19 protein-coding genes and 1 pseudogene are annotated in these 23,403 nt (G+C 72.5%); 10 read left to right on the forward strand and 10 right to left on the reverse strand.

The window, feature by feature from the left end; translation table 11 throughout:
* Positions 1–266: 266 nt before the first annotated feature.
* From PZB75_RS01235 to PZB75_RS01245, 3 genes are all read right to left on the reverse strand, one after another.
* Positions 267–584 (reverse strand): cupin, encoded by a 318-nt coding sequence (locus PZB75_RS01235; RefSeq protein ID WP_275533405.1) that lies wholly within the window; start codon positions 582–584, stop codon positions 267–269.
* A 200-nt stretch (positions 585–784) separates the two neighbouring features.
* On the reverse strand, positions 785–1,900 hold the full coding sequence (locus PZB75_RS01240; protein WP_275533406.1) for a type III polyketide synthase: 1,116 nt from the start codon (positions 1,898–1,900) through the stop codon (positions 785–787).
* Positions 1,901–1,934: 34 nt separating this feature from the next.
* Positions 1,935–3,140 (reverse strand): cytochrome P450, encoded by a 1,206-nt coding sequence (locus PZB75_RS01245; protein WP_275533407.1) that lies wholly within the window; start codon positions 3,138–3,140, stop codon positions 1,935–1,937.
* A gap of 310 nt (positions 3,141–3,450) precedes the next feature.
* Between PZB75_RS01245 and PZB75_RS01250 the strand changes: the two genes are divergently transcribed.
* Positions 3,451–4,692 carry a Dyp-type peroxidase gene (locus PZB75_RS01250; protein WP_275533408.1) on the forward strand — a complete coding sequence of 414 codons (1,242 nt, stop codon included), beginning with the start codon at positions 3,451–3,453 and terminating at the stop codon, positions 4,690–4,692.
* Between the two features lie 171 nt (positions 4,693–4,863).
* A pseudogene (locus tag PZB75_RS01255) lies at positions 4,864–5,607 on the forward strand (VOC family protein).
* Positions 5,608–5,900: 293 nt separating this feature from the next.
* Here the strand turns inward: PZB75_RS01255 and PZB75_RS01260 are convergent.
* From PZB75_RS01260 to PZB75_RS01275, 4 genes are all read right to left on the reverse strand, one after another.
* A complete protein-coding gene (locus tag PZB75_RS01260) occupies positions 5,901–6,383 on the reverse strand; it encodes an NUDIX domain-containing protein (protein WP_275533409.1) in 483 nt (160 codons plus the stop codon).
* A gap of 10 nt (positions 6,384–6,393) precedes the next feature.
* The gene (lnt, locus tag PZB75_RS01265) at positions 6,394–8,001 is read right to left on the reverse strand and encodes an apolipoprotein N-acyltransferase (RefSeq protein ID WP_275533410.1); all 1,608 of its coding nucleotides are present in this window, start codon (positions 7,999–8,001) and stop codon (positions 6,394–6,396) included.
* 166 nt (positions 8,002–8,167) lie between these two features.
* Positions 8,168–8,731 carry a hypothetical protein gene (locus tag PZB75_RS01270; protein ID WP_275533411.1) on the reverse strand — a complete coding sequence of 188 codons (564 nt, stop codon included), beginning with the start codon at positions 8,729–8,731 and terminating at the stop codon, positions 8,168–8,170.
* Between the two features lie 70 nt (positions 8,732–8,801).
* Positions 8,802–9,587, reverse strand: coding sequence for an aspartate/glutamate racemase family protein (locus PZB75_RS01275; RefSeq protein WP_275533412.1), 786 nt, complete (start codon positions 9,585–9,587; stop codon positions 8,802–8,804).
* A gap of 58 nt (positions 9,588–9,645) precedes the next feature.
* Here PZB75_RS01275 and PZB75_RS01280 point away from each other — a divergent pair, with 58 nt between their 5' ends.
* Positions 9,646–10,836: a glycosyltransferase gene (locus PZB75_RS01280; RefSeq protein ID WP_275533413.1), complete on the forward strand. Its 1,191-nt coding sequence runs from the start codon at positions 9,646–9,648 to the stop codon at positions 10,834–10,836.
* 39 nt (positions 10,837–10,875) lie between these two features.
* On the opposite strand, the gene PZB75_RS01285 is transcribed toward PZB75_RS01280, so the two are convergent.
* Entirely contained in the window at positions 10,876–12,204 is a 1,329-nt protein-coding gene (locus tag PZB75_RS01285) for a TerD family protein (RefSeq protein WP_275533414.1), read from the reverse strand.
* 254 nt (positions 12,205–12,458) lie between these two features.
* Here PZB75_RS01285 and PZB75_RS01290 point away from each other — a divergent pair, with 254 nt between their 5' ends.
* From PZB75_RS01290 to PZB75_RS01300, 3 genes are all read left to right on the forward strand, one after another.
* Positions 12,459–12,947 (forward strand): DUF6643 family protein, encoded by a 489-nt coding sequence (locus PZB75_RS01290; RefSeq protein ID WP_275533415.1) that lies wholly within the window; start codon positions 12,459–12,461, stop codon positions 12,945–12,947.
* Between the two features lie 83 nt (positions 12,948–13,030).
* Positions 13,031–13,855: an MOSC N-terminal beta barrel domain-containing protein gene (locus PZB75_RS01295; RefSeq protein ID WP_275533416.1), complete on the forward strand. Its 825-nt coding sequence runs from the start codon at positions 13,031–13,033 to the stop codon at positions 13,853–13,855.
* A 319-nt stretch (positions 13,856–14,174) separates the two neighbouring features.
* Positions 14,175–16,610, forward strand: coding sequence for a right-handed parallel beta-helix repeat-containing protein (locus PZB75_RS01300; RefSeq protein ID WP_275538536.1), 2,436 nt, complete (start codon positions 14,175–14,177; stop codon positions 16,608–16,610).
* Here the strand turns inward: PZB75_RS01300 and PZB75_RS01305 are convergent.
* The gene (locus tag PZB75_RS01305) at positions 16,570–18,975 is read right to left on the reverse strand and encodes a hypothetical protein (protein ID WP_275538925.1); all 2,406 of its coding nucleotides are present in this window, start codon (positions 18,973–18,975) and stop codon (positions 16,570–16,572) included. The genes PZB75_RS01300 and PZB75_RS01305 overlap by 41 nt on opposite strands.
* 262 nt (positions 18,976–19,237) lie before the next feature.
* On the opposite strand from PZB75_RS01305, the gene PZB75_RS01310 reads away from it, so the two are divergent.
* The gene (locus PZB75_RS01310) at positions 19,238–20,083 is read left to right on the forward strand and encodes a DeoR/GlpR family DNA-binding transcription regulator (RefSeq protein WP_275533417.1); all 846 of its coding nucleotides are present in this window, start codon (positions 19,238–19,240) and stop codon (positions 20,081–20,083) included.
* A 146-nt stretch (positions 20,084–20,229) separates the two neighbouring features.
* Positions 20,230–20,682, forward strand: a complete 453-nt coding sequence (locus PZB75_RS01315) for an SRPBCC family protein (RefSeq protein ID WP_275533418.1) — start codon at positions 20,230–20,232, stop codon at positions 20,680–20,682.
* Between the two features lie 118 nt (positions 20,683–20,800).
* Here the strand turns inward: PZB75_RS01315 and PZB75_RS01320 are convergent, their stop codons facing one another.
* The gene (locus tag PZB75_RS01320; protein ID WP_275533419.1) at positions 20,801–21,934 is read right to left on the reverse strand and encodes a PLP-dependent cysteine synthase family protein; all 1,134 of its coding nucleotides are present in this window, start codon (positions 21,932–21,934) and stop codon (positions 20,801–20,803) included.
* Between the two features lie 186 nt (positions 21,935–22,120).
* Here PZB75_RS01320 and PZB75_RS01325 point away from each other — a divergent pair, with 186 nt between their 5' ends.
* Together PZB75_RS01325 and PZB75_RS01330 are read left to right on the forward strand one after the other, a co-directional pair.
* The gene (locus tag PZB75_RS01325; RefSeq protein ID WP_275538537.1) at positions 22,121–22,441 is read left to right on the forward strand and encodes a hypothetical protein; all 321 of its coding nucleotides are present in this window, start codon (positions 22,121–22,123) and stop codon (positions 22,439–22,441) included.
* Between the two features lie 376 nt (positions 22,442–22,817).
* A complete protein-coding gene (locus tag PZB75_RS01330) occupies positions 22,818–23,336 on the forward strand; it encodes an ATP-binding protein (protein WP_275533420.1) in 519 nt (172 codons plus the stop codon).
* Positions 23,337–23,403 lie beyond the last annotated feature (67 nt).

The following is a 23,403-nucleotide window of genomic DNA, read 5'->3' on the forward strand; positions in this document are numbered from 1 at the left end:
GGGGGTACGCCGGGGCCGTCCGGGCGTGGGCACCCTCCGGAGGCGGTGCCCGCGCCCGGACGGCCCCGGCGCGAGGTCTCTTCTCTCCCCTTCTCCGGTTTTCCGGGTGTCACACCCTCCGGCAGCGCCCCCGGAGAAGTCGCACGCCGCCGATCGGTCGTCGACGACGGCCGGTCGTGACGCCGGACTCCGCTGCGGATGTCAGTCGTTGAGCGGCCGGACAACAGTCGTTCACGGCCGGACGTCAGTCGTTGAACGGCCGGCCGTCAGTCGTTGACGGCGGTCAGCACCACCACCGCGTCCTCCAGCGCGAGCAGGCCATGGCGCTCCTGCGGGATGGGATGCAGCGCACCGGCGGTCAGCTCCACGTCGCCGGAGGCAGCGGTGAGCCGGACCGCGCCCCGGAGCACCTGGAGGGAAGCGGCGGGCGGGGCGTTGTGCTCGTCGAGCGAGGAACCGGAGACGAGCGCGATGACGGTCTGCCGCAGCGGCTCCTCCCGCAGCAGCAGGTGGGCGCTGCGTCCGTGCGGTGAGCTGTGAGCGGCGGCCAGGTGTTCGTCCGCGAGGGCGTTCAAGTCGTTCATACGCCCACTGTGCCGTAGTCGCCGCGCGGATGCGTCTTCCGGGAGCGCCCGGTTCCGGCCCGGGGCACGCGGTCGCCGGACCGAACCGGCCTGCGGGCGCCCCGGAGAGGCCGGGAAGCGGGGTCCTGGGGGACGGTCCCCGCGCCTGCCGGTGGAGCGGGCCGGACGGCGCCGCGTCACGCGGCACGGGTGACCGGGCGTCAGGTGGCCACCAGGGGAAGCAGCGTGGCGTCGGCCTCCGACGACGCCACCCGGCTGCTCCCGGTCCTGTCGCTCACCCAGCGGCCCACGGCGGCCTCGGCCGTGATCCCCGGACCGAAACCCGCGATCATCCCCTGGGCGTCCTCCGCGGGACCACCCTCGTCGAACAGTCGGCCGAGGGCGTCGAACACCACCGAGCTGGCGATGTTGCCGCGTTCGGTGAGTGTCCGACGGCTGAAGCGGAACATCTCCGGGGGGAGTTCGAGGTAGTGGCACAGGTCGTCGAGGATGCGCGGGCCACCAGCGTGGATGATGAAGAAGTCCATCGCCCCCACGGTCCAGTTGTGCTCGGCCACAAGGGTCTGGAGGACCGGGGCCAGCATCTGCATGGTGCCGGGCACCCGCTTGTCGAGCAGGAAGTGGAACCCGGTGTCGCGGACCGCGTAGGCGATCCAGTCCTCCGTGTCCGGGACGAGGTGGGACCCGTTGCGCTCCAGCTTCATGCCGGTGCCGCCCTGCCCCCGTACGACCGCCGCCGAGATCGCGTCCCCGAACAGCCCGTTGGACAGCAGCGAGCCGACGCCGACGTCGCTCGGCTGGTAGCAGAGCGAGCAGAACTCGCAGGAGACGATGAGCACATTGGACTTCGGGTACGCGAGACAGAAGTCGTGCGCCCGGTTGATGGCCGCACCGCCCGCCGCGCAGCCGAGCTGGGCGATGGGCAGCTGACGGGTCTGCGGACGGAAGCCCATCGTGTTGATCAGCCAGGCGGTCAGCGACGGCATCATGAAGCCCGTGCAGGACACGTAGACGATCAGATCGATGTCACCGGGAGCGACCTGGGCGTGGTCGAGGGCCTGGCGTACGACATCCGGCACCCGGGTCTTCGCCTCCGCCTCGTACAGCCGGTTGCGGGCCTCGAAACCGGGGTGGCGGAGAGTGTCCTCGATCGGTTGGACGATGTGCCGTGTGCGGACCCCGGTGTTCTGGATGAGCCGGAGAACGAGGTCGCGCTGCGGGTGGTCGGCGTGGGTCTCACGTGCCAGGTCCAGGGTCTGCTCCATCGTGATGACGTGCTCGGGCACAGCGATGGCCGGTCGACACAGGGTCGCCATGGGGTCTCCTCGTTCGGGGATGCGGAGCTCGTCGTCACCAGGTGACGGGCAGCGCGAGCGGGTAGCGCCAGATGGACGTCGTGTTCCACCGGACGTCCTGCACCGGTACGGCGAGGCGCAGGTCCGGGAACCGCGCCAGCAACGACATGAAGGCGACCTCCAGTTCCATCGTGGCGAGCGGGGCGCCCAGGCAGTGATGGGCGCCCCAGCCGAAGGTCATGTGCGGAATGGAGGGGCGGGAGGGGTCCAGTTCGTCGGGCCGCTCGAATTTCCGGCCGTCCCGGTTCGCGGTGAGGTAGGAGACGTGCACGACGTCGCCCGCCTGGATGGTCACCCCGCCGAGCTGTACGTCCTCGGTGGCGATGCGCGGGATGCCGACGCCCTTGCGGAACGGGATGTACCGCAGGAGCTCTTCGAGCATCCGGGGGAACTCCTCCGGTGAGGTCCGCAGCGCGTCGACGAGTTCGGGCCGGGTGAGCAGGGTGTAGGCGATGTTGCCGAGCTGGTACGTGGTGGTGTCCTGGCCGGTGATCAGCAGGACCATGGCCATGACGGCGAGTTCCTGGTCGTTGAGGAGTTCGTCGCCGTCCCTCGCCGTGGCCAGGGTGCTGATCAGGTCCTCGCCGGGGGCGCCCCGGCGTTCGGCCGTCAGGTCCGTGAAGTACGAGCGGAGTTCGGACTTCGCGACGACGGCCGCCTCCCGGCCCGCCGCGCCCGTGTTCATCATGGTCAGCGCGTGGCCGCGCAGCCAGGGCCGGTCGTCCTCGGGGATGTCGAGCACTTCACAGATCGTGATCAGCGGCAGCGGCGCGGAAATCCGCTGGACGAAGTCGGCCGGGGAGCCGCCGTCGGCCATCTCCTGGAGCAGCCGGTCCACCACCCCCTGGGTCCGTACCCTCATCTGATCCACCCGGCGCGGAGTGAAGCTCTTGGCGACCAGGCTCCGCAGTCTGCTGCTGGCCGGCGGGTCCATCAGGTTGATGGACTCGTCCTGCACGATCGGCTCCGGCGTCATCCGTGGAAAGTCCCTGCCCAGGACGGCGTTGCGGCTGAAACGCCGGTCGGTGGTCACGGTCCGGACGTCCTCGTACCGGGTCACCAGCCAGGCTTCGCCCTCTCCGTACGGCATGCGGATGCGGGCCACGGGGGCCTCGGTCAGGAACTGCTTGAGCTGCGGGTCGAACTCAAGCTGCTGCGCGTAGTCGAACGGACAGGACAAAGCGGTCTCCGTGGTCTCCACCGAGGAGCTCCCATTCGTCGGATCGCGGAATTCATGGGGGTGTCTGCGCGGGGCCCGGGGACAGACCACCCGTATCTCCCCTGGGGGTGGCAGGAAGATGTCCTCCACGGTCGGTAATCAGCCGATCAGAGGGTGACGGGACTTCCGCGCAGGGCCGTTGGGCGCAGCGTCCGGCACACACACGCATGAATTTCCCGGGCGCGCCGCGCCGTTCGCGCGGCGGCGAGAAGACATGTCCGGGACGGCCCGCCCGAACCAGGCCCTCTCCCCGCACACCCAGGTCACCCAAGCGCATGGACGAGGCTCCACCATGAAATGCAGCGACGCGTCCGGAAACCACCCGAACCCTCGCCGGGAGGGGCGGAGAAGATTCATCCTCGGGGCCGCCGGCCTCGCGGGGGCGGTGGCGGCCGGCCCGGAGTCCGCCGCCCGCGCGGCGGACGCACCGCACCGGGGTGTCGTCCCGGAGGCCGGGGCGGCAGTGCCCTTCCACGGGGAGCACCAGGCGGGCGTCCTCACCCCGCAGCAGCAGTTCGCCGCGTTCGCCGCGTTCGATGTGCGGGCCGGGACCCGGGACGAGCTGGCGGACCTCCTGAGGAGACTGACCGGGCGGGCCCGGACCCTCGTCGCCGGGGTGAAGCCCGACGAGCCGGACGTCGCCGCTCTCACGACCGAGCAGGACCGGCTCACCATCACGGTGGGGGTCGGCGCCTCGCTCTTCGACGACCGCTTCGGGCTGGGGTCCGTCAGACCGGTGGGACTCACCACGATGCCCGCGTTCCGGGGCGACCGGCTCGACCCCTCGGCCTGTCACGGCGATCTGTCCGTGCAGGTCTGCGCGCGGCATCCCGACGCCGTCCTGCACGTCCTGCGTGACCTGACGCGTGAGGCACGGGGGCTGCTGCGGCCGAGGTGGCGCACGGACGGCTTCCTCAACCCGCCCCGGCCGGACGGGGCTCCCCGCTCGTTCATCGGTTTCAAGGACGGGCTCGTGAACCCGGACACCTCCTCGTCCCGTGAGATGCGTCGGCTGACCTGGCTGGGGTCCGCGGCCGGGGAGCCCGGGTGGGCGCGGGGCGGCTGCTACCAGGTGATCCGGCTCATCCGGTTGCGGGCGGAGGCGTGGGACCGGGTGGAGACACCGGAGCAGGAACGGTTCCTCGGCCGGCACAAGGCGACCGGTGCGCCGCTGGGCGGCCGGACGGAGTCGGAGGTCCCGGACTTCCGGGCCGACCCTGAGGGTCGTACGATCCCGCTCGACTGCCACATCCGGCGGGCCAACCCCCGTACCCCGGAGACCGCCGACTCGCTCTTCCTGCGCCGTAGTTACAACTACGACCGGGGGCTGGCACCGGACGGTTCGCTCGATGTCGGCCTCGTCTTCTGCTGCTACCAGCGGGACATCGGCCGCCAGTTCGCCACCGTGCAGCGACGCCTCGAAGGCGAGCCGTTCGCCGACTTCATCACCACGACGGGCGGCGGCTACTTCCTCACGCTGCCGGGGGTCCGGGACTCGTCGGACTGGTTCGGTTCGGCGCTGCTGGGTACCTGACGGGCCGGATCGCCGGTACCGGGAGCCGTCACCGGCGGAGAGCCCGGCGGACCCCGGCGGACCCCGGTGGGTCCCGGCGGACCCCGGTGGGTCCCGGCGGACCCCGGTGGGTCCCGGCGGACCCCGGTGGGTCCGAGAATTCGGAAAGCCACAGACCCGAGGAGGACCGGCGTGATCGGCTGGACGTTCGCCTTCATCGACCGGCCGGCACCCGCCGTGGCGCGTGCGACCGCCTTCTGGAGCACGGTCACCGGAACGCATCCGTCCGCGCCGTGGGGCGAGCGGGGCGAGTTCACCACGCTGGAGCCGGAGGCCGCGGACGCCTGTCTGGCCACGCAGGCCGTGGGCGGACCGTCCGGGGCGCACATGGACTTCGCGGTGGAGGACCCGTCGGTGTTCACGACCCGTGCCGCCACGCTCGGTGCCGCGGTGGTGGCCGGCCGGCCGGGGCTGACCGTGCTGCGCTCCCCCGGCGGTATGCCGTTCTGCGTCGTGGCTTGGCGTGGACAGCGCCGAAGGCCGCCGGTGTTCGGTGGTCCCGGCGACGGTGTCGCGCGACCGGACCAGGTGTGTGTGGATGTCGCACCGGGGGCGTTCGACGCCGAGGTGGGGTTCTGGGCGGCGTTGACCGGCTGGCAATCCCGCCCGGGGGCCGGCGACGGATTCCACTCGCTCGCACCACCGGCGCAGTTGCCGGTACGTCTCCTGGTCCAGCGCCTGGACGAGGACCGCCCCGCGTCCGGCCACCTGGACCTGGCCTGCTCCGACCCGGCCGCGGTTCGCGCGTGGCACGAGGAGCGCGGGGCGTCCTTCGTCGCGGACGAGTAGCACTGGATCGTCATGCGGGACCCGGCGGGCGGCGTGTACTGCCTCACCGGACGGGCCCCGGAGCCGGACGGCCCGCGGTCCGTGTGACGGCGGTCGCCACCGTTCGTGACCTGCCGGGCCTCGGCGCGAAGCGGCACGGGCCCGCGCTCGCCCCCGGCCGACGGGTCCCAGGAGCGGTGCGCGCGTGCTGCTGAGCACGGGGCTGGGGAAACCTGGGCCGCCCAGCTCTCCCCGGCCGCCGACGACGAGGAGGGCGGGCGCCGTGCCCCCGGACCGATTGCCCGCGCCGACGACCGGGCCGCTCTCATCCAGGTCGGCCGGTCCACCGGCCCGCTGAAGGCCGCCCTCACCGCCCCCGGCGAACCGCCGGGGACCACCCGTCAGCGTCTCCCGGTGGTGTGTTCGAACCAGGCAGGTCCTTCCATCGTGGCCTGCTTGATCCGCAGCAGCGCGAAGTCGCTCAGCGGTGGGAGCGCGTCGAGCTCGAACCAGGCCACCTCCAGCGACTCCTCGTCGTTGACCCGGGCCTCGCCGCCGGTCGCCCGGCAGCGGAAGGTGATGTCGAGGTACTGGCAGTGGTCCCCGTTGGGGTACTGCACCGGCTTCAGGGCCTGGGTGAGGACGACCCGTTCCGCGACGCAGTGCACGGCCGTCTCCTCGTACACCTCCCGCTCCGCGGTGGTCGCGGGCTGCTCCCCCGGCTCGGGGATACCACCGATCAAGGACCACTTGCCGGTGTCGGAGCGTCTCCCCAGCAGGACCCGCCCCGCGTCGTCGAAGACGACGGCGGAGACCCCCGGCAGCAGGAGGAGCTGATGGCCCGCGGTGGCCCTGATGTCGCGGATGAAGTCCGGAGTCGGCATGGAACCGACCCTATTGCGTGTCGGTGGCCGTCCGGCGTCGCTCCCGTACGCGCCGGAAGGTCACCAGGCCGAGCCCGGCCACGGCGACCAGCGCGATCACTCCTTCGGGCAGCGGGCCCATCCGGGTGGCGGGCGTGAGCGAGGAGCGCAGCGGCACCTCGTTCACCAGCACGTCGGGGGTGAACACCTTGGTCCTGCTGACGACCGTGCCGTCCGGGCGGATGACCGCGCTGACGCCGCTGGTGACCGGGACGACCACCGTGCGGCTGTGCTCGACGGCGCGCACCCGGGACATCGCGAGCTGTTGGTAGGTCATCTCGCTGCGGCCGAACGTGGCGTTGTTGCTCGGTACGGCGATCATCTGGGCCCCGTGCGTGACCGTGTCCCGTACGGCGTCGTCGAAGGCCGCCTCGTAACAGGTGACGAGGCCGACGTAGGTGCCCGCCAGGTCGAAGACACCGACCTGGCGGCCCGGTACGAATTCCCGCTCCACCCGGTCGACGTCGGAGCTGAAGACACGGGCGACGGACCGCATCGGCATGTACTCGCCGAACGGCTGGATGTGCCGCTTGTCGTAGGTGGCGACGGGGCCCTTGCGCGGGTCCCACTGGATCAGCGTGTTGCGCAGCGTCCCGGAGTCGGTCTCGATCACCGAGCCGACGACCGTGGGCACGCCGATCGCCCTCACCGCGTCGTCGATGACGGTCCGGGCGTCGGGGTTGCGGTAGGGGTCGAGGTCGGAGGAGTTCTCCGGCCACAGGACGAAGTCGGGCCTGGCCACCTTGCCCGCCCTGACGTCCCGGGCGAGCTGTTCGGTGCGGCGGGCGTGGTTGTCCAGGACGGCGCGGCGCTGGGAGTTGAAGTCGAGTCCCAGGCGCGGCACATTGCCCTGGACCGCCGCGACGGTGGCGGTACCGTCCTCGGCGGAGTCGTCGACGAGCGGCAACGCGGCGAGCGACGCGGCGAGGGGGACGACGACGGTCGCGGCCGCCACCGCGGCGGCGGCGCGCGGCACCTCACCGGTCGCGCGGTACGTACGGAACTGGCGTACCGCTTCGAAGAGCCCGAAACCGCACAGCACCACGGCGAAGGAGAGCAGCGGGGTGCCGCCCACCGCCGCGAGCGGCAGGAAGACGCCGTCCGCCTGTCCGAACGCGATCTTGCCCCAGGAGAAGCCGCCGAACGGGACCCGGGAGCGGACGGCCTCGTCCAGTGTCCAGACCGCGGCGGCCCACACCGGCCACGCGGCGAGCCGTGACACGACCGCGATGCCCACACAGCCGGCCGCGACGAACAACGCCTCGGCGAGCGCCAGCGCCAGCCACGGCACCGGGCCCACGTCCTCTCCCGTCCAGTGCAGCAGCGGCAGCATGAAGCCCAGTCCGGCGAGGAGGCCGAGCCCGGAGGCGGCGCGCGGCGCGCGGCCGTGCAGACACCAGCCGAGCAGGGCGAATCCGGGCAGTACCAGCCACCACAGGGGCCTGGGCGGGAAGCTCAGGTACAGCAGCGCACCGGACAGCACGGCCGCGGCGGGCCGTACGAGCCTCGGGGGCAGCCGCCTGCCGCGGGGCGCGGGGGTGGGCTGCGGGGTGTCGAGAGAGGTGATGGTGGCGCTCACCTGCCGGAGTCTACGGTGGGCGGCTGTGCGGACGGCGGTCCGCCGTCCGCGTCCCCGGCCGGTGCGGGCGTCGCCCGCCGCGGCCCGGGGCGGGGGTGTGACGGCCCGGGAGGGCGGCTGATCCGGGCGCCGTGTGCCACGGTCCGGTGATGCCTCCGGTCGCGGTTCAGGCGTCGGCGGGTCTGCCGGCGGGGCGCAGCCTCAGCCGGGCGCGGATGAACCGTACGGCGGCCTCCGCGTCGTCCACGGTGACGGTGAACGTCCTGCCGTCGCCGAGCCTGACCACCAGCGCCTCTCCTCTGCGGACCACCACGGCGGTGCCCTGCTCGGGACGCCAGCGGTAGCCCCAGCCGCCCCACTGACGCGGAGTGACCCTGGGTTCGAAGTCCGCGCCCACCACGTGGGTCAGCAGAATGCGGCGACGCGGCAGTCCCATGTGCCCGCAGCGCACTTCGAGGGCGTCCCCGTCGACCCGGACGGCCACATGGACGAAGGCGAGTGTGCCGAACAGCATCAGGAGTCCCGCCGCGACACAGCCGGTCACCGACATCAGCAGCGCGACGGAGCCACCGGTCCAGGAGGAGTCGACGGCCAGTTCGATCCCGAGCGCCAGACAGGCCGCGCCCGCCGCCGCGAGCAGCCATTGCACCCGGTTGGTGGCGCGACCGGTCCAGACGGCGGGGTGGGCCCCGGAGACGGGGCGCGACGGGGTTCGGGGGTCGTCCCTCATGGGAGGAAGCGTACTCAGGTTCCGCGGGCCGGGCACGGACCCGACGGCGTCCGCCGTATCGTTTCAGCCCTCAGCGGGCGGGGCTCATGGCCTTCAGCAGACGGCCCTCGGCATAGGCCAGAGCGGCCTCCGGCAGTTCACGGACGTGCCCGCTGAGGATGACGGTGAGCGCGGAGGACGGTTCGGCCGACGGGGCGGGACGGGCCCCGATCCGGCGCAGTGCCTGAGCGGCGACGGCTCCGGCCGAACCGTGCAGGACGACGGGGGCCCGACCGGGACCGCGCAAGGCCGCTCGGATGCGCTCCGCGACGAGTTCGTAGTGGGTGCAGCCCAGGACGACGGTCCGGACGTCCGGCGGGGTGAGGGCGGCCGCGGCGGCGAGAGCCCGGTCGATCCCGTCCTCGTCGGCGTGCTGGACGGCGTCGGCGAGGCCGGGGCACGGCACGGCGGTGACGGCGACGCCCTGCGCGAAGTCACGGATGAGCGCGCGCTGGTACGGGCTGCCCGTGGTGGCGGGAGTGGCCCAGATGGCGACCGGCACACCGCCCGCCGCGGCGGGCTTGACCGCCGGGACGGTGCCGATGACCGGCAGCGTGGGTTCCAGCTCCGCGCGGAGGGCGGGCAGCGCGTGCACGGAGGCGGTGTTGCAGGCCACGATCAGGGCGTCCGGGCGGTGCTGCGCGGCGGCCCGGGCGGCGTCGAGCGCGTGCGCGGTGACGTCCTGCGGTGTACGCGGTCCCCAGGGCATCCCGTCGGGATCGGAGGAGAGCACCAGATCCGCGTCGGGCCTCAGCCGGCGTACCGCGGCGGCGGCCGGGAGCAGACCGATTCCGGAGTCCATGAGCGCGATCTTCACTCGCTCACCATAGTCGACCGCCCTTGCGGTCCCGCGGGAGTGGGGCAGACTGCGGCAGATGAGCGCCGTTTCCTGGATCGCCGTGGGTTCGCTGGCCGCGTGGGTGTGGCTGTTGCTGGGGCAGGGGTTCTTCTGGCGTACCGACCAGCGGTTGCCGCGCCGGACGGACCCGGCGCACTGGCCGTCGGTCGCGATCGTCGTCCCGGCGCGTGACGAGGCCGAGACGCTGCCGGTGGGCCTGCCGTCCCTCCTTGCCCAGGACTATCCGGGCGAGGCGGAGATCTTCCTCGTCGACGACGGGAGCGAGGACGGTACGGGGGACCTCGCCCGGCGGCTGTCCGTGCGGTGCGGGGGGCTGCCGCTGACGGTGGCCTCGCCCGGCGAACCGGAGCCCGGCTGGACGGGCAAGCTCTGGGCGGTACGGCACGGCATCGCGCTGGCGCGTGCCAGGGAGGCCGGGGAGCCGCGGTATCTGCTGCTCACGGACGCCGACATCGCCCATGAGCCGGACAGTCTGCGGGAACTGGTGGCCGCCGCGGGCCCGGACCGCGCCGACGGGTTCGACCTGGTGTCGCAGATGGCGCGGCTGCGGGTGGCGAGCGTCTGGGAACGGCTCGTCGTGCCGGCCTTCGTGTACTTCTTCTCCCAGCTGTACCCGTTCCGCTGGGTGAACCGGGCGGGCGGACGCACGGCGGCCGCGGCGGGCGGCTGTGTGCTGCTGCGCACCGAGACGGCGGTCAGGGCCGGGGTGCCCGCGTCGATCCGGCAGGCGGTGATCGACGACGTGTCGCTGGCGCGTGCGGTGCGGCGCTCCGGCGGACGGATCTGGCTGGGGCTGGCGGAGCGGGTGGACAGTGTACGGCCGTATCCCCGGCTGGCCGATCTGTGGCGGATGGTCTCCAGGAGCGCGTACGCGCAGCTGCGGCACAGTCCGCCGGTGCTCCTCGGGACGGTGCTGGGTCTGGCGCTGGTGTACCTCGCGCCGCCCGTCACACTCGTCCTCGGGGTACTGGGCGACGATCCGGTGGCCGCGTGGGCCGGAGGCGCGGCGTGGGTGGTGATGGCGGGGACGTACATGCCGATGCTGGGGTACTACCGGCAGTCGCTGTGGCTGGCGCCGCTGCTGCCGTTCACGGCGGTGCTGTACCTGCTGATGACGGTCGACTCCGCGGTCCAGCACCACCGCGGCCGGGGCGCGGCCTGGAAGGGGCGGACGTATGCCCGCCCGGAGGCCGCGCCGGACCGGTGAGCGCGCCCGGCGCGCCGGTCCGGCGCGTCGGGCGGGGCGTCACTTGCGGCCGGGGGTCCAGTTCATGCCCCAGCCGTATGCCTGGTCGATGGTGCGCTGCGGACTCACGCCTCGCTCGGGGACGAGGTAGCGGGCCTCGCGCTGCACGGTGAGGTCTCCGCCGTCGTTGGTGAGGAGCGCGAGCGCGCAGACGGTGGAGGGGACGGTGCATTCGTCGAGCGAGAAGTCGATCGCCGCGCCGTGCTGGGGTTCGAGGGTGACCGTGGCGTGCAGATCGGCGAAACTCCGGGCGCCCTCGTAGATGGTCACGAAGATCAGGACGCGGCGGAGACGGTCCTTGTGGTCGAGGCTCACGGTGAGGTTCTCACCCGTGGAGACGGCGCCGGTGCGGTCGTCCCCGTCGAGATGGATATAGGGCGGCTGCCGGAGAGAGCCGAAAGCGTTTCCGAGTGCCTGCACGACGCCCTTGCTTCCGTCGGTCAGTTCGTACAGGGCGCAGAGATCGAGGTCGAGATCGCCGTGCATGGCGACCGCTCTGCCGAGTTTCGCTCCCCAGCCCTTGAACTGCTTGCGCACTTCCCAGTTGAGATTGACGCTCAGCGTTCCCGAAGTGCCGCCCTGTTTCGTCAGCGAGACGGACGGGGCCTCCTTTGTGAGCGTCACTTTGGTCAGCCGGACTGGCTGGGCCGCGGGGGGCGCCGGGGGTGCGTGGGGGGCGGGCGGGGCCAGGGGTACCGGCGGGCCCCCGGGCGGGGGCGGTGCGACGGGCGGACCGGCGGGCGGGGGCGGCGGAGCCGGCGTCGCGAACGGGGCCGCGGGGACCGGCTGCTGCGGCTCGTCGACGGAGATGCCGAAGTCCGTCGCGAGACCTTCGAGTCCGGTGCTGTACCCCTGGCCCACCGCGCGGAACTTCCAGGCGCCCTGGCGGCGGTAGAGCTCACCGAGGATGAACGCGGTCTCGACCGTCGCGTCCGCGCTGTCGTAGCGGGCGATCTCCGAGCCGTTCGCGGCGTCCGTGATCCGTACGTACAGACCGGTCACCTGTCCGAAGCTGCCTCCGTCGGCCGACGCGGCGAGGACGACGCGGTCGACGACGGGCTCCACCCGGGCGAGGTCCACGGTGAGACCGTCGGTGACGGCGTCCCGCTCCGTCCGTTTGCCGTCGTGGCGCACCGCGCCCGAACCGTGCGCCGGCTGGTTGTAGAAGACGAAGTCCGCGTCGTCGCGCACCTTTCCCGACACGAGCAGGAGTGCCGAGGCGTCGACATCAGGGGTACCCGGTGAGGTGCGCCACCCCAATTCGACCCGCACGGCCTGTGTCGGCACCGGAACATTGGTTCCTTTTAGCATGGTCATGCTCGCCCCCATCGTGAGTCCGGCTGTCGATGACTTTCGACGCCAACCTAATCCCAGGAGCGCCACGGAACTCCCGGTGATGCGCCCGTCACGCGTGGCGACCCGCGACAGTCTCCCTGAAGTCGCCTTTACGCGATCATGATGCATCGTGGCGCCCCATTTTCCCAAGTTCGCTCGCATTGGGGATAGTCACCCACCCACAACCCGTAAAACAACCGTCTTATCGGGCTCCCCAACCGGCACATCGTGGGCTTAACTTAGGTGCCATGACCTCCCCTCGCTCCACCTACGGTGGCGGCTACTACGCCGCGCCGTCGTTCGCCGACACCCCGATCTACGACTCGCTGGTCGCGGAGCGCGGCACGCCCCAGATCGCCCCGATTCGGGTGCCTTCCGCGTACGAGCCCGGCAACAGCTACCTGCCGGCCCTCCCGTCGGCGCTGCCCGCCCTGCCGTCGGGTCCGTCGTACCAGGCCCCGGCGTACGGCTATCCGCAGCAGCAGGCGTACCAGCAGCAGCCCGCGCCGATGCAGCCGGCGCAGCCCGCGCAGCTCCAGCACGCGCCGGCGCCGTACATTCCGCAGCAGCAGGGCGGCGGCCGCGGCTACCCGGCCCCCGCGCCCCAGCAGCCGCGGCCCGCGACCGGCACGGGGTACGAGGCGATGCGGCCCGCGGCCCCCCGGCCCGCTCCCGCGCCGTCGCCGTCGCCGTACGAGGACCCGTACAACCGCCCGTACCAGGGCCGGGGGTACTGAGCGGCAGCTCCGGTACGGCCGGCGCCCGGACGGCTGCCGGTGATCGGCCGCGGGCGGACCGAGTCGGCTGGCAGGATGTGTCCATGCCTTCTCCAGTGCTGCGCGCGATCCGCGTCCACCCGGTCAAATCACTGGCGGCGTGCGCCACCGACGAGGCCGTCGTCGAGCCATGGGGACTCGACGGCGACCGACGCTGGATGCTGGTCGATCCGGCGGGCACAGTGGTGACGCAGCGTCAGCAGCCGCGCATGGCCCTGCTGTCCGCGATGCGGCTCCCGGACGGTGGTCTCACCTTGTCCGCGCCGGGGAGCGCGCCGCTGACCGTGGCCGTGCCCGCACCGGTCGGCACGGTCACCGTGACGCTCCACAGGGACAAGCTGGAGGTGGTCGAGGCGGCCGAGGCGGCCCACGGGTGGCTCAGCGACCGCCTCGGCGCCCCGGTACGGCTGGTCCATCTCGACGCGCCACGGCACCGGAGATTCATCGACCCGGTGTACTCGCTGCCCGGAGAGCCCGTCAGCCTGGCCGACGGCTATCCGCTGCTCCTCACCACCCGGGCCTCGCTGAACGCCCTGAACTCGCTGATCGCCCAGGGCGACCACCCCGACGAGGGGCCGCTGCCGATGAACAGGTTCCGGCCGAACGTCGTGGTGGAGGGCACCGCTCCGTGGGCGGAGGACGACTGGCGGCGGATAGCCGTCGGCGAGGTCACCTTCCGGGTCGCCAAGCCCAGCGGCCGCTGCGTCATCACCACCACCGACCAGCGCACGGCGGAGCGCGGCAAGGAACCGCTCCGCACCCTGGCCCGCCACCGCAGGTTCCAGCTGGGCCTGCTGTTCGGCCAGAATCTGATCCCGGAGGGGACCGGGCGCATCAGGGTCGGCGACTCCGTGAGGATTCTGGACTGACGGCCGGTGACGGTTCCGCCGCGCCGGCACGGGAGAGGGCGCGGGACCGTGTGCGGGCGGTCATGGAGGTCCGCCTCCGGCGGCGCAAAGCCCCGCAGCGCGTCCCCGGCCGGGGACAGGGCGGGGACGCGGTGGCCGGGACAGGTCCGGGCCCGGTCTCCCCGGAGGCCCGGCGCGGGGGCGGACCCGTCAACCCCGGTCCGTCACGCGCGCTACGGTGGACCGGCCGGCCCGCCGCTTCGGCGGGCGGACCCGGAGTCGCAGCCGCCGGGCCGGTGGCACGGGCATGACACACACGAGGCGGGGGCACGACAGCGCCATGGCACAGGGCACGGTCCAGGTGACGCACACCGGCACATCGCGGTGGCGGCGCCGCACGGGCGAGTACGCCTCCCTCACCGCCGCCCTGGAGGCCGCGGCGGACGGTGACGTGCTCACCGTCGCACCCGGCACCTACCGGGAGAACCTCGTCGTCCACCGCGCGGTGACCCTGCGCGGCCCGGAGGGCTCGGTCGGTTCCGTGCGCATAGCGCCGGCCGACGGTGTTCCGCTGACCGTCCGCGCCTCCGCCGTCGTCCAGGACCTCCATGTGGAGGGCCAGGACTCCGCCGCCCCGGCCCTGCTCATAGAGGACGGCGCCGCCGAACTCTCCGACCTGCGGATCGTGACCCGCTCCGCCGCCGGGATAGAGGTGCGCGGCGCGGCCAGGCCCACCGTGCGCCGCTGCACCGTGGACAACCCGGCCGGGGTGGGCATCGCCGTACTCGACGGCGCGGGCGGCGTGTTCGAGGAGTGCGAGGTCGTCTCGGCGGGGCAGTCGGGCGTCTCGGTACGCGACGGCGCGCATCCGCGCCTGGACCGCTGCCGCATCCACCACGCCTCCGGCGCGGGGCTGAGCGTCACCGGTGAGGGCAGCGGTCTGGAGGCGGTCGGCTGCGAGATGTACGAGATCAAGGGCAGCGGCGTCCATGTCACCGCGCGGGCCAGTGCCCACCTCACCGACTGCACCGTGCACCGCACTTCGGCGGACGGGATAACCCTCGACACCGACGCGGTGCTGACGCTCGCCGACTGCGACATCCACGACATCCCGGAGAACGCGGTGGATCTGCGGTCCCGTTCGGTGCTCACCCTGACCCGGTCCACGGTGCGCAGGTTCGGCCGCAACGGGCTCTCGGTGTGGGACCCGGGCACCCGGGTCGACGCCGACCAGTGCGAGATACACGACAGCACGGGCGACTACCCGGCGGTCTGGGTCAGCGACGGGGCGACCGCCGTCCTCGACTCCTGCCGGGTGCACGACGTCCCGGACGCCATCTTCGTGCTCGACCGCGGCTCGCGCGCCGATGTGGTGGACAGCGATCTCTCCCAGATCCGCAACACGGCGGTGTCGGTGAGCGACGGTGCGACCGCCCAGCTCGACGACTGCCGCATCCGTGAGGCGTCCACCGGCGCCTGGTTCCGCGACCACGGCAGCGGCGGCACGCTCAACAACTGCACCATCGACTCGGCGCAGACCGGGGTCATCGTCACCAAGGGCGCCGATCCGACGATCGAGCGGTGCACCGTCATCTCCCCCGCCGAAGCCGGTTTCTACGTCTCCGCGGAGGGCCGGGGCACGTTCCACGGCTGTCGCGTCACCGGCAGCGAGGGGTACGGCTTCCACGTGCTGGACGGCTGCCGCACCACGCTGACCCGTTGCCGCACGGAACGGTGCGCCCGCGGCGGGTACGAGTTCGCGGACGCGGGCCCGCACACCGACGGCCACGGCGGCGGCCCGGTCGTCGAGGACTGCACCAGCGACGAGAGCGGGCTGCGCGCCACCCCCGCGCCCGCGCCGACGGTGCTCACCGCCACCGAGTCCGCGCCGAGGCCGCTCGGCGCGGCCCCCGATGGCCGTACCGCCGAAGCCGCTCCGGTGTTCGACGCTCCCGCCGAGCCGGCCCGCGGTCCGGCCGACGTGCTCGCCGAACTCGACACGCTGGTCGGCCTGGACAGTGTCAAGCGCGAGGTGCGCGCCCTCACCGACATGATCGAGGTCGGCCGCCGCAGACAACTCGCGGGGCTGAAGGCCGCGTCGGTCCGCCGCCATCTGGTGTTCACCGGCTCCCCCGGCACCGGGAAGACGACGGTGGCCCGGCTGTACGGCGAGATCCTGGCCTCGCTCGGTGTGCTGGAGCGCGGACACCTCGTCGAGGTGTCCAGGGTCGACCTCGTCGGTGAACACATCGGCTCCACCGCCATCCGCACCCAGGAGGCGTTCGACCGGGCGCGCGGCGGGGTGCTGTTCGTCGACGAGGCGTACGCCCTGTCGCCGGAGGACTCCGGGCGTGACTTCGGCCGGGAGGCCATCGACACGCTGGTGAAGCTGATGGAGGACCACCGGGAGGCGGTGGTGGTGATCGTGGCCGGGTACACCCACGAGATGGAGCGGTTCCTGACCGTCAACCCCGGTGTGGCGTCCCGGTTCTCACGGACCATCACCTTCAGCGACTACCTTCCCGAGGAGTTGCTGCGCATCGTGGAACAGCAGGCCGAGGAACACGAGTACAGCCTGGCGGCCGGGACCGGGAAGGCCCTGCTCACGTATTTCACGGCGCTTCCCAAGGGCCCCGCCTTCGGCAACGGGCGCACGGCCCGGCAGACCTTCGAGTCGATGGTGGAACGGCACGCGGGGCGGGTCGCCCAGCTGGCCGAGACCAGCACGGACGATCTCACCCTGCTCTATCCGGAGGATCTGCCGGAGCTTCCCTGACCTCCTCCGCGGTGCCGCCCTGGCGCGGCAGGACCGGGTTCAGGCGTTCGAGGAGTGCGGCGCGTTCCCGGGCGAACACCGGGTCCGCCTGGTAGTCGGAGTGGCCGAGGATCGGTTCGGGCAGCGGGTGCGCGCTGCTGCGGCCGTAGACCAGCGGGTCCGCCAGTGGCCCTTCGTCCACGACCGGACGGCCCTCCTCCTTCACCCGCACCGGGCCGCCGATCGGGTCGGTGGGCCGCCAGAGATTGCGCCAGCAGTGCACCTCGTGGTGCAGGCCGCGCAGCGGTACGGGCCCGAAGTAGGCCGGGAACCACCGCCCGTACAGCCGCTCGATCGGCGAGCCGTAGGTGAGCAGGGCGACCCGGCTCCTGGTTCTGGCGGGCAGCTGCCAGACGGCGGCCGCGGCGAGGACACTGCCCTGGGAGTGGCCGGAGATGACGAGTCTGCCGCGGGTGTGTCCGGTCCACGCCGACATCCGGGAGGCCAGGTCGGGGACGGCGCGTTCCGCGTAGCAGGGGGGTGCGAAGGGGTGGGCCGCGCGCGGCCAGAAGGTGCCGACGTCCCAGAGGATGCCGATGGTGCGCCGGGCGGAGGCGTCACGGTAGGCACGCCTTCCCCAGGTGATGAACAGTATGAAGCCGAAGCCGATCAGCCAGGAGCCGGTCGACTGGGCCGCCTCGGCGGCGGAGTCGACCACCGGGCCGGCGCCGTCGAACGCCAGGCCCGGCACCTCCCCGGTGATCCAGGTGCCGGCGACGGCGCCCGAGCCGAGCAGCAGGGTGGCGCCGGACACCAGGCCGACCATCCAGGGGGCGGAGTCGGTGAGGGCGGCCCTGGCCCGGGTCGCGGCGATCCGCCGGGTACGGGCCGGGTCGGGACGGGCTTCGCCGTACTCCGCGTCGACCACGGGTTCCATGGCGCGGCCGCGCCGCGAGGTGCGCAGGACCACCGCGACGGCCGGCACGAGCAGCAGGGCCAGCAGTACGGGGATGACGGACGCCTGCCAGCTGAGCAGGACCGGCGGCCCGTCGATGACGGAGCCGCCCCCCATGCCCGGGCTGCCCGAGCCGTCCAGCCAGTCGCCGACGCGCTGCGCGAGCCCGCCGGTCATGACCCCGCCGAGCGCGCAGGCGAGCATCGCGACGGACGGCCCGCCGAGGCCGTACAGAGCGGTCCGGGCCTCAGGAGTGCGGTGGTAGAGGAGCAGCGACACCACGGCCAGGACGACGACCATCACGCCCTGGCCGAGGGTGATGGCGACGAAGGTGACGGCGTTGCCGGGGAGTGTGTCGTGGGAGACCCAGCCGGGGCGTGACCAGCCCGCGTACACCAGGGCGAGGACGAGTTCGGCGAGCGCGGTGGCCGGGAGGTAGGAGACGACCACCCGGTCGATGCGGTTGTCGAGCCGGCGTTCGCTGCGGCCCCGGCGGCAGACCACCCAGAGCACGACGCACCAGCACAGTACGAGGGTCACCTCGATCAGTCTGCCGAGGAGGCCGGGGACGGGGCTGTCCTCGGTGCGGTCGTGCCGGGCCGCGGCGCCCGCCACCGCGGCGGCGACGGTGAGGAATCCGGCGGCGGTGTGGGCGGCGCGCAGCCGGGCGACCAGCCGGCGCCCGTACCAGAAGCCGGGCCTGCCGAGGGCGGGGCGGACGACCGGAGCGGTTCCAGCGGTGCCGCGCGTGCTCTCGGGCCGTTCGGTCTCCGTGCCGTACTCGTCGTCGGGTTCGGAGCCGGTGAGCGGACGTTGCGACTCGTACGCGCTCCAGGTGCGGTTGGAGAGATACCAGAGCAGTCCCACGAGTGCCACGGGCACGACGGCGGCGACGGCGAGCCGTCGGCCCGGCTGCGACCACCAGCCGCCCTGTTGCGTCGAGAGGAAACCGAGCCAGGACCGCTGGTTCGAGCAGTCGGGGACGCCCGCGCACTGCCAGGCCGTCAGATCGAGGGCGACCTCGCAGGCGGCGGCGGTGAACAGCACGGTGAGGCTGAGCGCGAGGAGGCGTACGACCACGCCGTACAGCCGGACCGCGCGGGTGCGTCCCCGGGCGGTGGGGCGCATCCAGTGGGCGAGGTTGACCACCATGAACGGGAGCAGCAGCAGCCACAGGGCGCGGGAGCCGTTGCCGGAGGTGAGGTTGGCCCAGCAGTATGCCTCGGCGACGGGCTTGTGCTCGTCGCAGCCGGGGCGCTGTTCGGCCCCCAGGTCCTCGGTGCGCCGGTATATGGCGGCCGTGGCGTCACCGGTGACCCGGGTGATGCGGGGGTCGTCGAGCATTTCCTGGGGCGTGGTTCCGCCGACGCCGTGGACGAGGAGTTCCAGGGCGGACCCGGCGGCCCGTGCGGACCGGGTGACAGGGGGCACTTCGGTGTCTCGCTCTCTCGGCTTACGAGTGGGGGGAGTTGGGGCGCGACGGGTGGGAACGGACGCGCGGGGAGAGGGCAGTGCGAGGAGGGGGCCGTGCGGGACGGCGGAAGGTGCGGGCGACACCTGAATCGCGGAGAACCGCTGCCGGCGGTGTCGCTCACCATGAATCTCCCCAATGGGACGGCGGCCACTCCTGCGTGGCAGGATGAACCACGTTCGAAGGACGGCTGCAAGCCATCGAGAAGGAGCGGGCCCGGCGTTGACCGAGAATCAGAATCTCCTCGCGGAACAGCGTCGTGCTCTGATCCTCGACGAGGTGCGCAGGCGTGGCGGGGTACGGGTCAACGAGCTGACCCGGAAGTTGAACGTCTCCGACATGACCGTCCGCCGGGACCTGGACGCGCTGGCCCGGCAGGGTGTCGTGGAGAAGGTGCACGGCGGCGCCGTGCCGGTGGTCGAGGCCAGTACGCACGAGCCGGGGTTCGAGGCCAAGTCGACGCTGGAGCTGACCGCCAAGGAGGAGATCGCGCGGGCGGCGGCGGCGATGGCGGTGCCGGGCAGCGCGATCGCCCTGTCCGGGGGCACCACGACGTACGCGCTGGCCCGGCACCTGCTGGACGTGCCGGATCTGACGGTGGTGACGAACTCGGTGCGGGTCGCCGACGTGTTCCACACCGCGCAGCGTTCGCGGTCGGCGGGCGGGGCGAGATCGGGGGCCGCGACGGTGGTGCTGACCGGTGGGGTGCGCACACCGTCCGACTCGCTCGTGGGTCCGGTCGCCGATCAGGCGATCGGTTCACTCCACTTCGACGTGCTGTTCCTCGGTGTGCACGGCATCTCGGCCGAGGCGGGCCTGTCCACACCGAATCTCGCGGAGGCGGAGACCAATCGCCGTTTCGTCCGGTCGGCGCGGCGGGTGGTGGTGGTCGCGGATCACACCAAGTGGGGGACGGTGGGCCTGAGTTCGTTCGCGACGCTGGGGCAGGTGGACACCTTCGTCACCGACGCGGGTCTGTCGGCCGGGGCACGCGAGGAGATCGAGGAGTGGCTGCCCGGTCTGGTGGTCGCGGGCGGCGGCGCGCACGACGAGTCCGCCGAGAACTGACCTCGGACAGGTGTGCGGTTCCGCTCGGCGGGCCGCAGGGCCGGGGCGGTCCGGTGGTGCTCCAGGCAGGCTCTGTCACGTCGCGCAGCCGGTCGCGCGCGGCCCTTCCGGGCGAACATCGCCGGTCACGGCACTAGGATCGGGCTGTGGCCGTCTTCCGGATCGAGCGTTTCACCGCCCTGTCCGTCACCGACGCATGGCACCGGGTGACGGACTGGGAGCGGCACGCCACGCGGGTGCCACTGACGTCGATCACCGTCACGACGGCCCCGCCCACGCGGACCGGGACCGTCTTCGTGGCCCGCACCGGTATAGGTCCGCTGGGGTTCGACGACCCGATGGAAGTGGTGCGGTGGACACCCCCGTCGGTGGGCCGGGCGGGGCTGTGCCGGCTGGAGAAGCGCGGCCGGGTGGTGCGCGGGCGGGCGTCGATCGACGTGTACCCGACGGAGTCCGGAGCGCATGTGGTGTGGGTGGAGGAGCTGCGGGTGCGCCGGCTGCCGCGATGGGGTGATCCGTTGCTGGCGACGGCGGGCCGGAAGGTCTTCGGACGGGTGCTCGACGATCTGCTCGCGTGGCCCGCGCATCGGTTCGCGTGACGGGCGCGGCCGGTACGGATCGGCGACCAGGACGCCTCCATCCCCCGTACGGCCCTACGGCCGGTGGCTCAGGCGTCCGTGGCCCGGTGGCCCGTGCGGGCGCGTTCAGCGGGTGAGGTCAGCCCGTCCACTCCCCGGTCGCGAGGAACTGGTTGATCGTGGCGGTGTACGGGGTGATGTCCAGGCTCTGTTCCGCCAGCCACCCGTCGGAGTAGTACTTGTCGAGGTAGCGGTCGCCCGGGTCGCAGATCAGGGTGACGACGCTGCCGCCGTGGCCCTGCCGCAGCATCTCGGCGATCAGCTTGAACGCGCTCCACAGCCCGGTGCCGGTGGAGCCGCCCGCCTTGCGCCCGATGGACCGCTCCAGGGCCCGTACGGCGGCGACGCTGGCCCCGTCGGGCACCTTCATCATCCGGTCGATGGCGCCGGGTACGAAGCTGGGCTCCATCCGGGGCCGTCCGATCCCCTCGATACGGGAGCCCCGGTCGCTGGTGGCGAGCGGGTCGTGGCGGGTCCAGCCGTCGAAGAAACAGGAGTTCTCCGGATCGGGCACACAGATCCGGGTGTCGTGCTGCGTGTAGCGCACGTAGCGGGCGATGGTCGCAGAGGTGCCGCCCGTCCCCGCGGTGGCGACGATCCAGGTGGGCTCGGGGTAGCGCTCCAGCCTCAACTGCTGGTAGATGGACTCCGCGATGTTGTTGTTGCCGCGCCAGTCCGTGGCCCGTTCCGCGTAGGTGAACTGGTCCATGTAGTGACCGCCGCTGTCCGCGGCGAGAGCCGCCGACTCCTGGTAGATCTTCCGCGCGTCGTCCACGAAATGACAGCGTCCGCCGTGGAATTCGATCAGCCGGCACTTCTCCGGGCTGGTGGTGCGTGGCATGACGGCGATGAACGGCACGCCGATCAGCTTCGCGAAGTACGCCTCCGAGACGGCCGTGGAGCCGCTGGACGCCTCGATCACCGGCTTGCCCGGCCGGATCCAGCCGTTGCAGAGCCCGTAGAGGAAGAGCGAACGGGCCAGCCGGTGCTTGAGGCTGCCGGTGGGGTGCGTCGACTCGTCCTTGAGGTAGAGGTCGATGTTCCACTGTTCGGGCAGCGGGAAGCGCAGCAGGTGGGTGTCGGCGGAGCGGTTGGCGTCCGCCTGGACCCTCCGTACGGATTCCTTCAGCCAGGCGCGGTACTCCGGGTCGCTGCGATCGACGTCGACCGTCGCCGCCGCCCCGCCGACACGCCTGTCCTCACCGGTTTCCATCAGCGCATCCTCCTCGGTTCACGGGCTTCGCCCGCTCCCAACAATATTCCTCCTACCTGCACAAACGTTCACTTTGGTGTTCTGTGGCCCCGTCTTTGGGCATTCGGCCCCGATGGCCTCTGGTGCACGGGGCCGCGTTTGTGCAGACTTCCCAGCAGGGACCGGAATCGAGGGGGCGAAGTGACGGTGAAGGAAGCGGAGTTCAGCGCGACCGGGGTCCGGATCGAACGGTGGGCGCGATCGCTCACCAGAGCCGGACAAGTGATCGTGAAGGACGGCAGACTGGCGTTGCTGACGAGTTACGGACGAGAGATCGACAGTGCCCCGCTGGGAGCCGTCAGCGCGGGCCGCGGATGGTGGTTCACGGGCGCGGACTCCGCGGTGGCGCGGGTCAACGGGCGGCGCTACCGGCTCACGATGGGACAGCGCGAACGCCGGCCGAGCGGAGCGGCGCCCGCGCGGCGCTTCCTGGAGGCGCTGCGCGGCGCGGCCGGACGCCGGGGCTGACCTGCCGAGGTCCGATGGGGGAAGGCCCGGGTCCGGGTGTGCGTGAGGGTCAGGGCGGCCGCCACGGTCGGAGGTCGGGCGGGGGTCGCGACCGAGGACCGGGGCCGGGGAGGGGGCGCCGGAGCCGAGCCTGACACGAGACCGGAGCCGGGCAAGCGGGTCGACGGGCAGGACCGGCGAGGGGGGCCGACGGGGCGGGGCGGGCCCGCCGCGAGTTGCGGAGGCTCGCCCCCTGAGCGACGCTGGTCCTGTGTCACCCGCCGTTGACCGGTAGTGACCGATCGGGGTCCGGTCCGCCGGCCCCGGCAGATCAGCCGGCCATCTGCTGGGAGCGTTCCTCCGTCTTCTTCCGGACCTATTTCGGGGAGTCGCAGCCGTGATCAGCGAGCCAAGCAGGCACTGCACGGTGGAGCTCCAGGCCCTGCCGTCGCGGATCGGTCAGGTCCGCAGGATCATCTCGGCGCACCTGCGCTACTGGCATCTCGATCTTCTGATCGATCCGGCCGCGCTCGGCGTCACCGAACTCCTGACCAATGTCCACCGGCACGCCCGGCCGGACAAGACGTGCACCGTCGACGTCGAGCTGCTGCTCGACCGGCTGACGGTCTCCGTCCACGACCGCGACCCACGGCTGCCGACCCTGCGGGACGCCGACGCGTCCAGCACGTCGGGGCGCGGGCTCGCCCTCATCGCCGCCGTCAGCGAGAGCTGGGGGGTGCGCCCCGACGGCCGTACCGGCAAGGCCGTGTGGTTCACCCTCCCCGCCTCGTACAGCGGGATACTGACGCCGCATCCGGTGTACGGCGCGACGACCGAGGGCCCCTTCGGCGGTGAGGCGTCCGGGCACGCGCGAGGGGAGACAGGGGCTTCGGCCCGGTCGGCCGTGGTCGGCTGACCGGGCGGGGCGCCCCCGCCAGCCCGGAGTGGGCGGTGGTGGTGCCGCCCGCCCGCCACCCGTCCCC

Source organism: Streptomyces sp. AM 4-1-1 (assembly GCF_029167625.1).
Classification (GTDB): Bacteria; Actinomycetota; Actinomycetes; order Streptomycetales; family Streptomycetaceae; genus Streptomyces.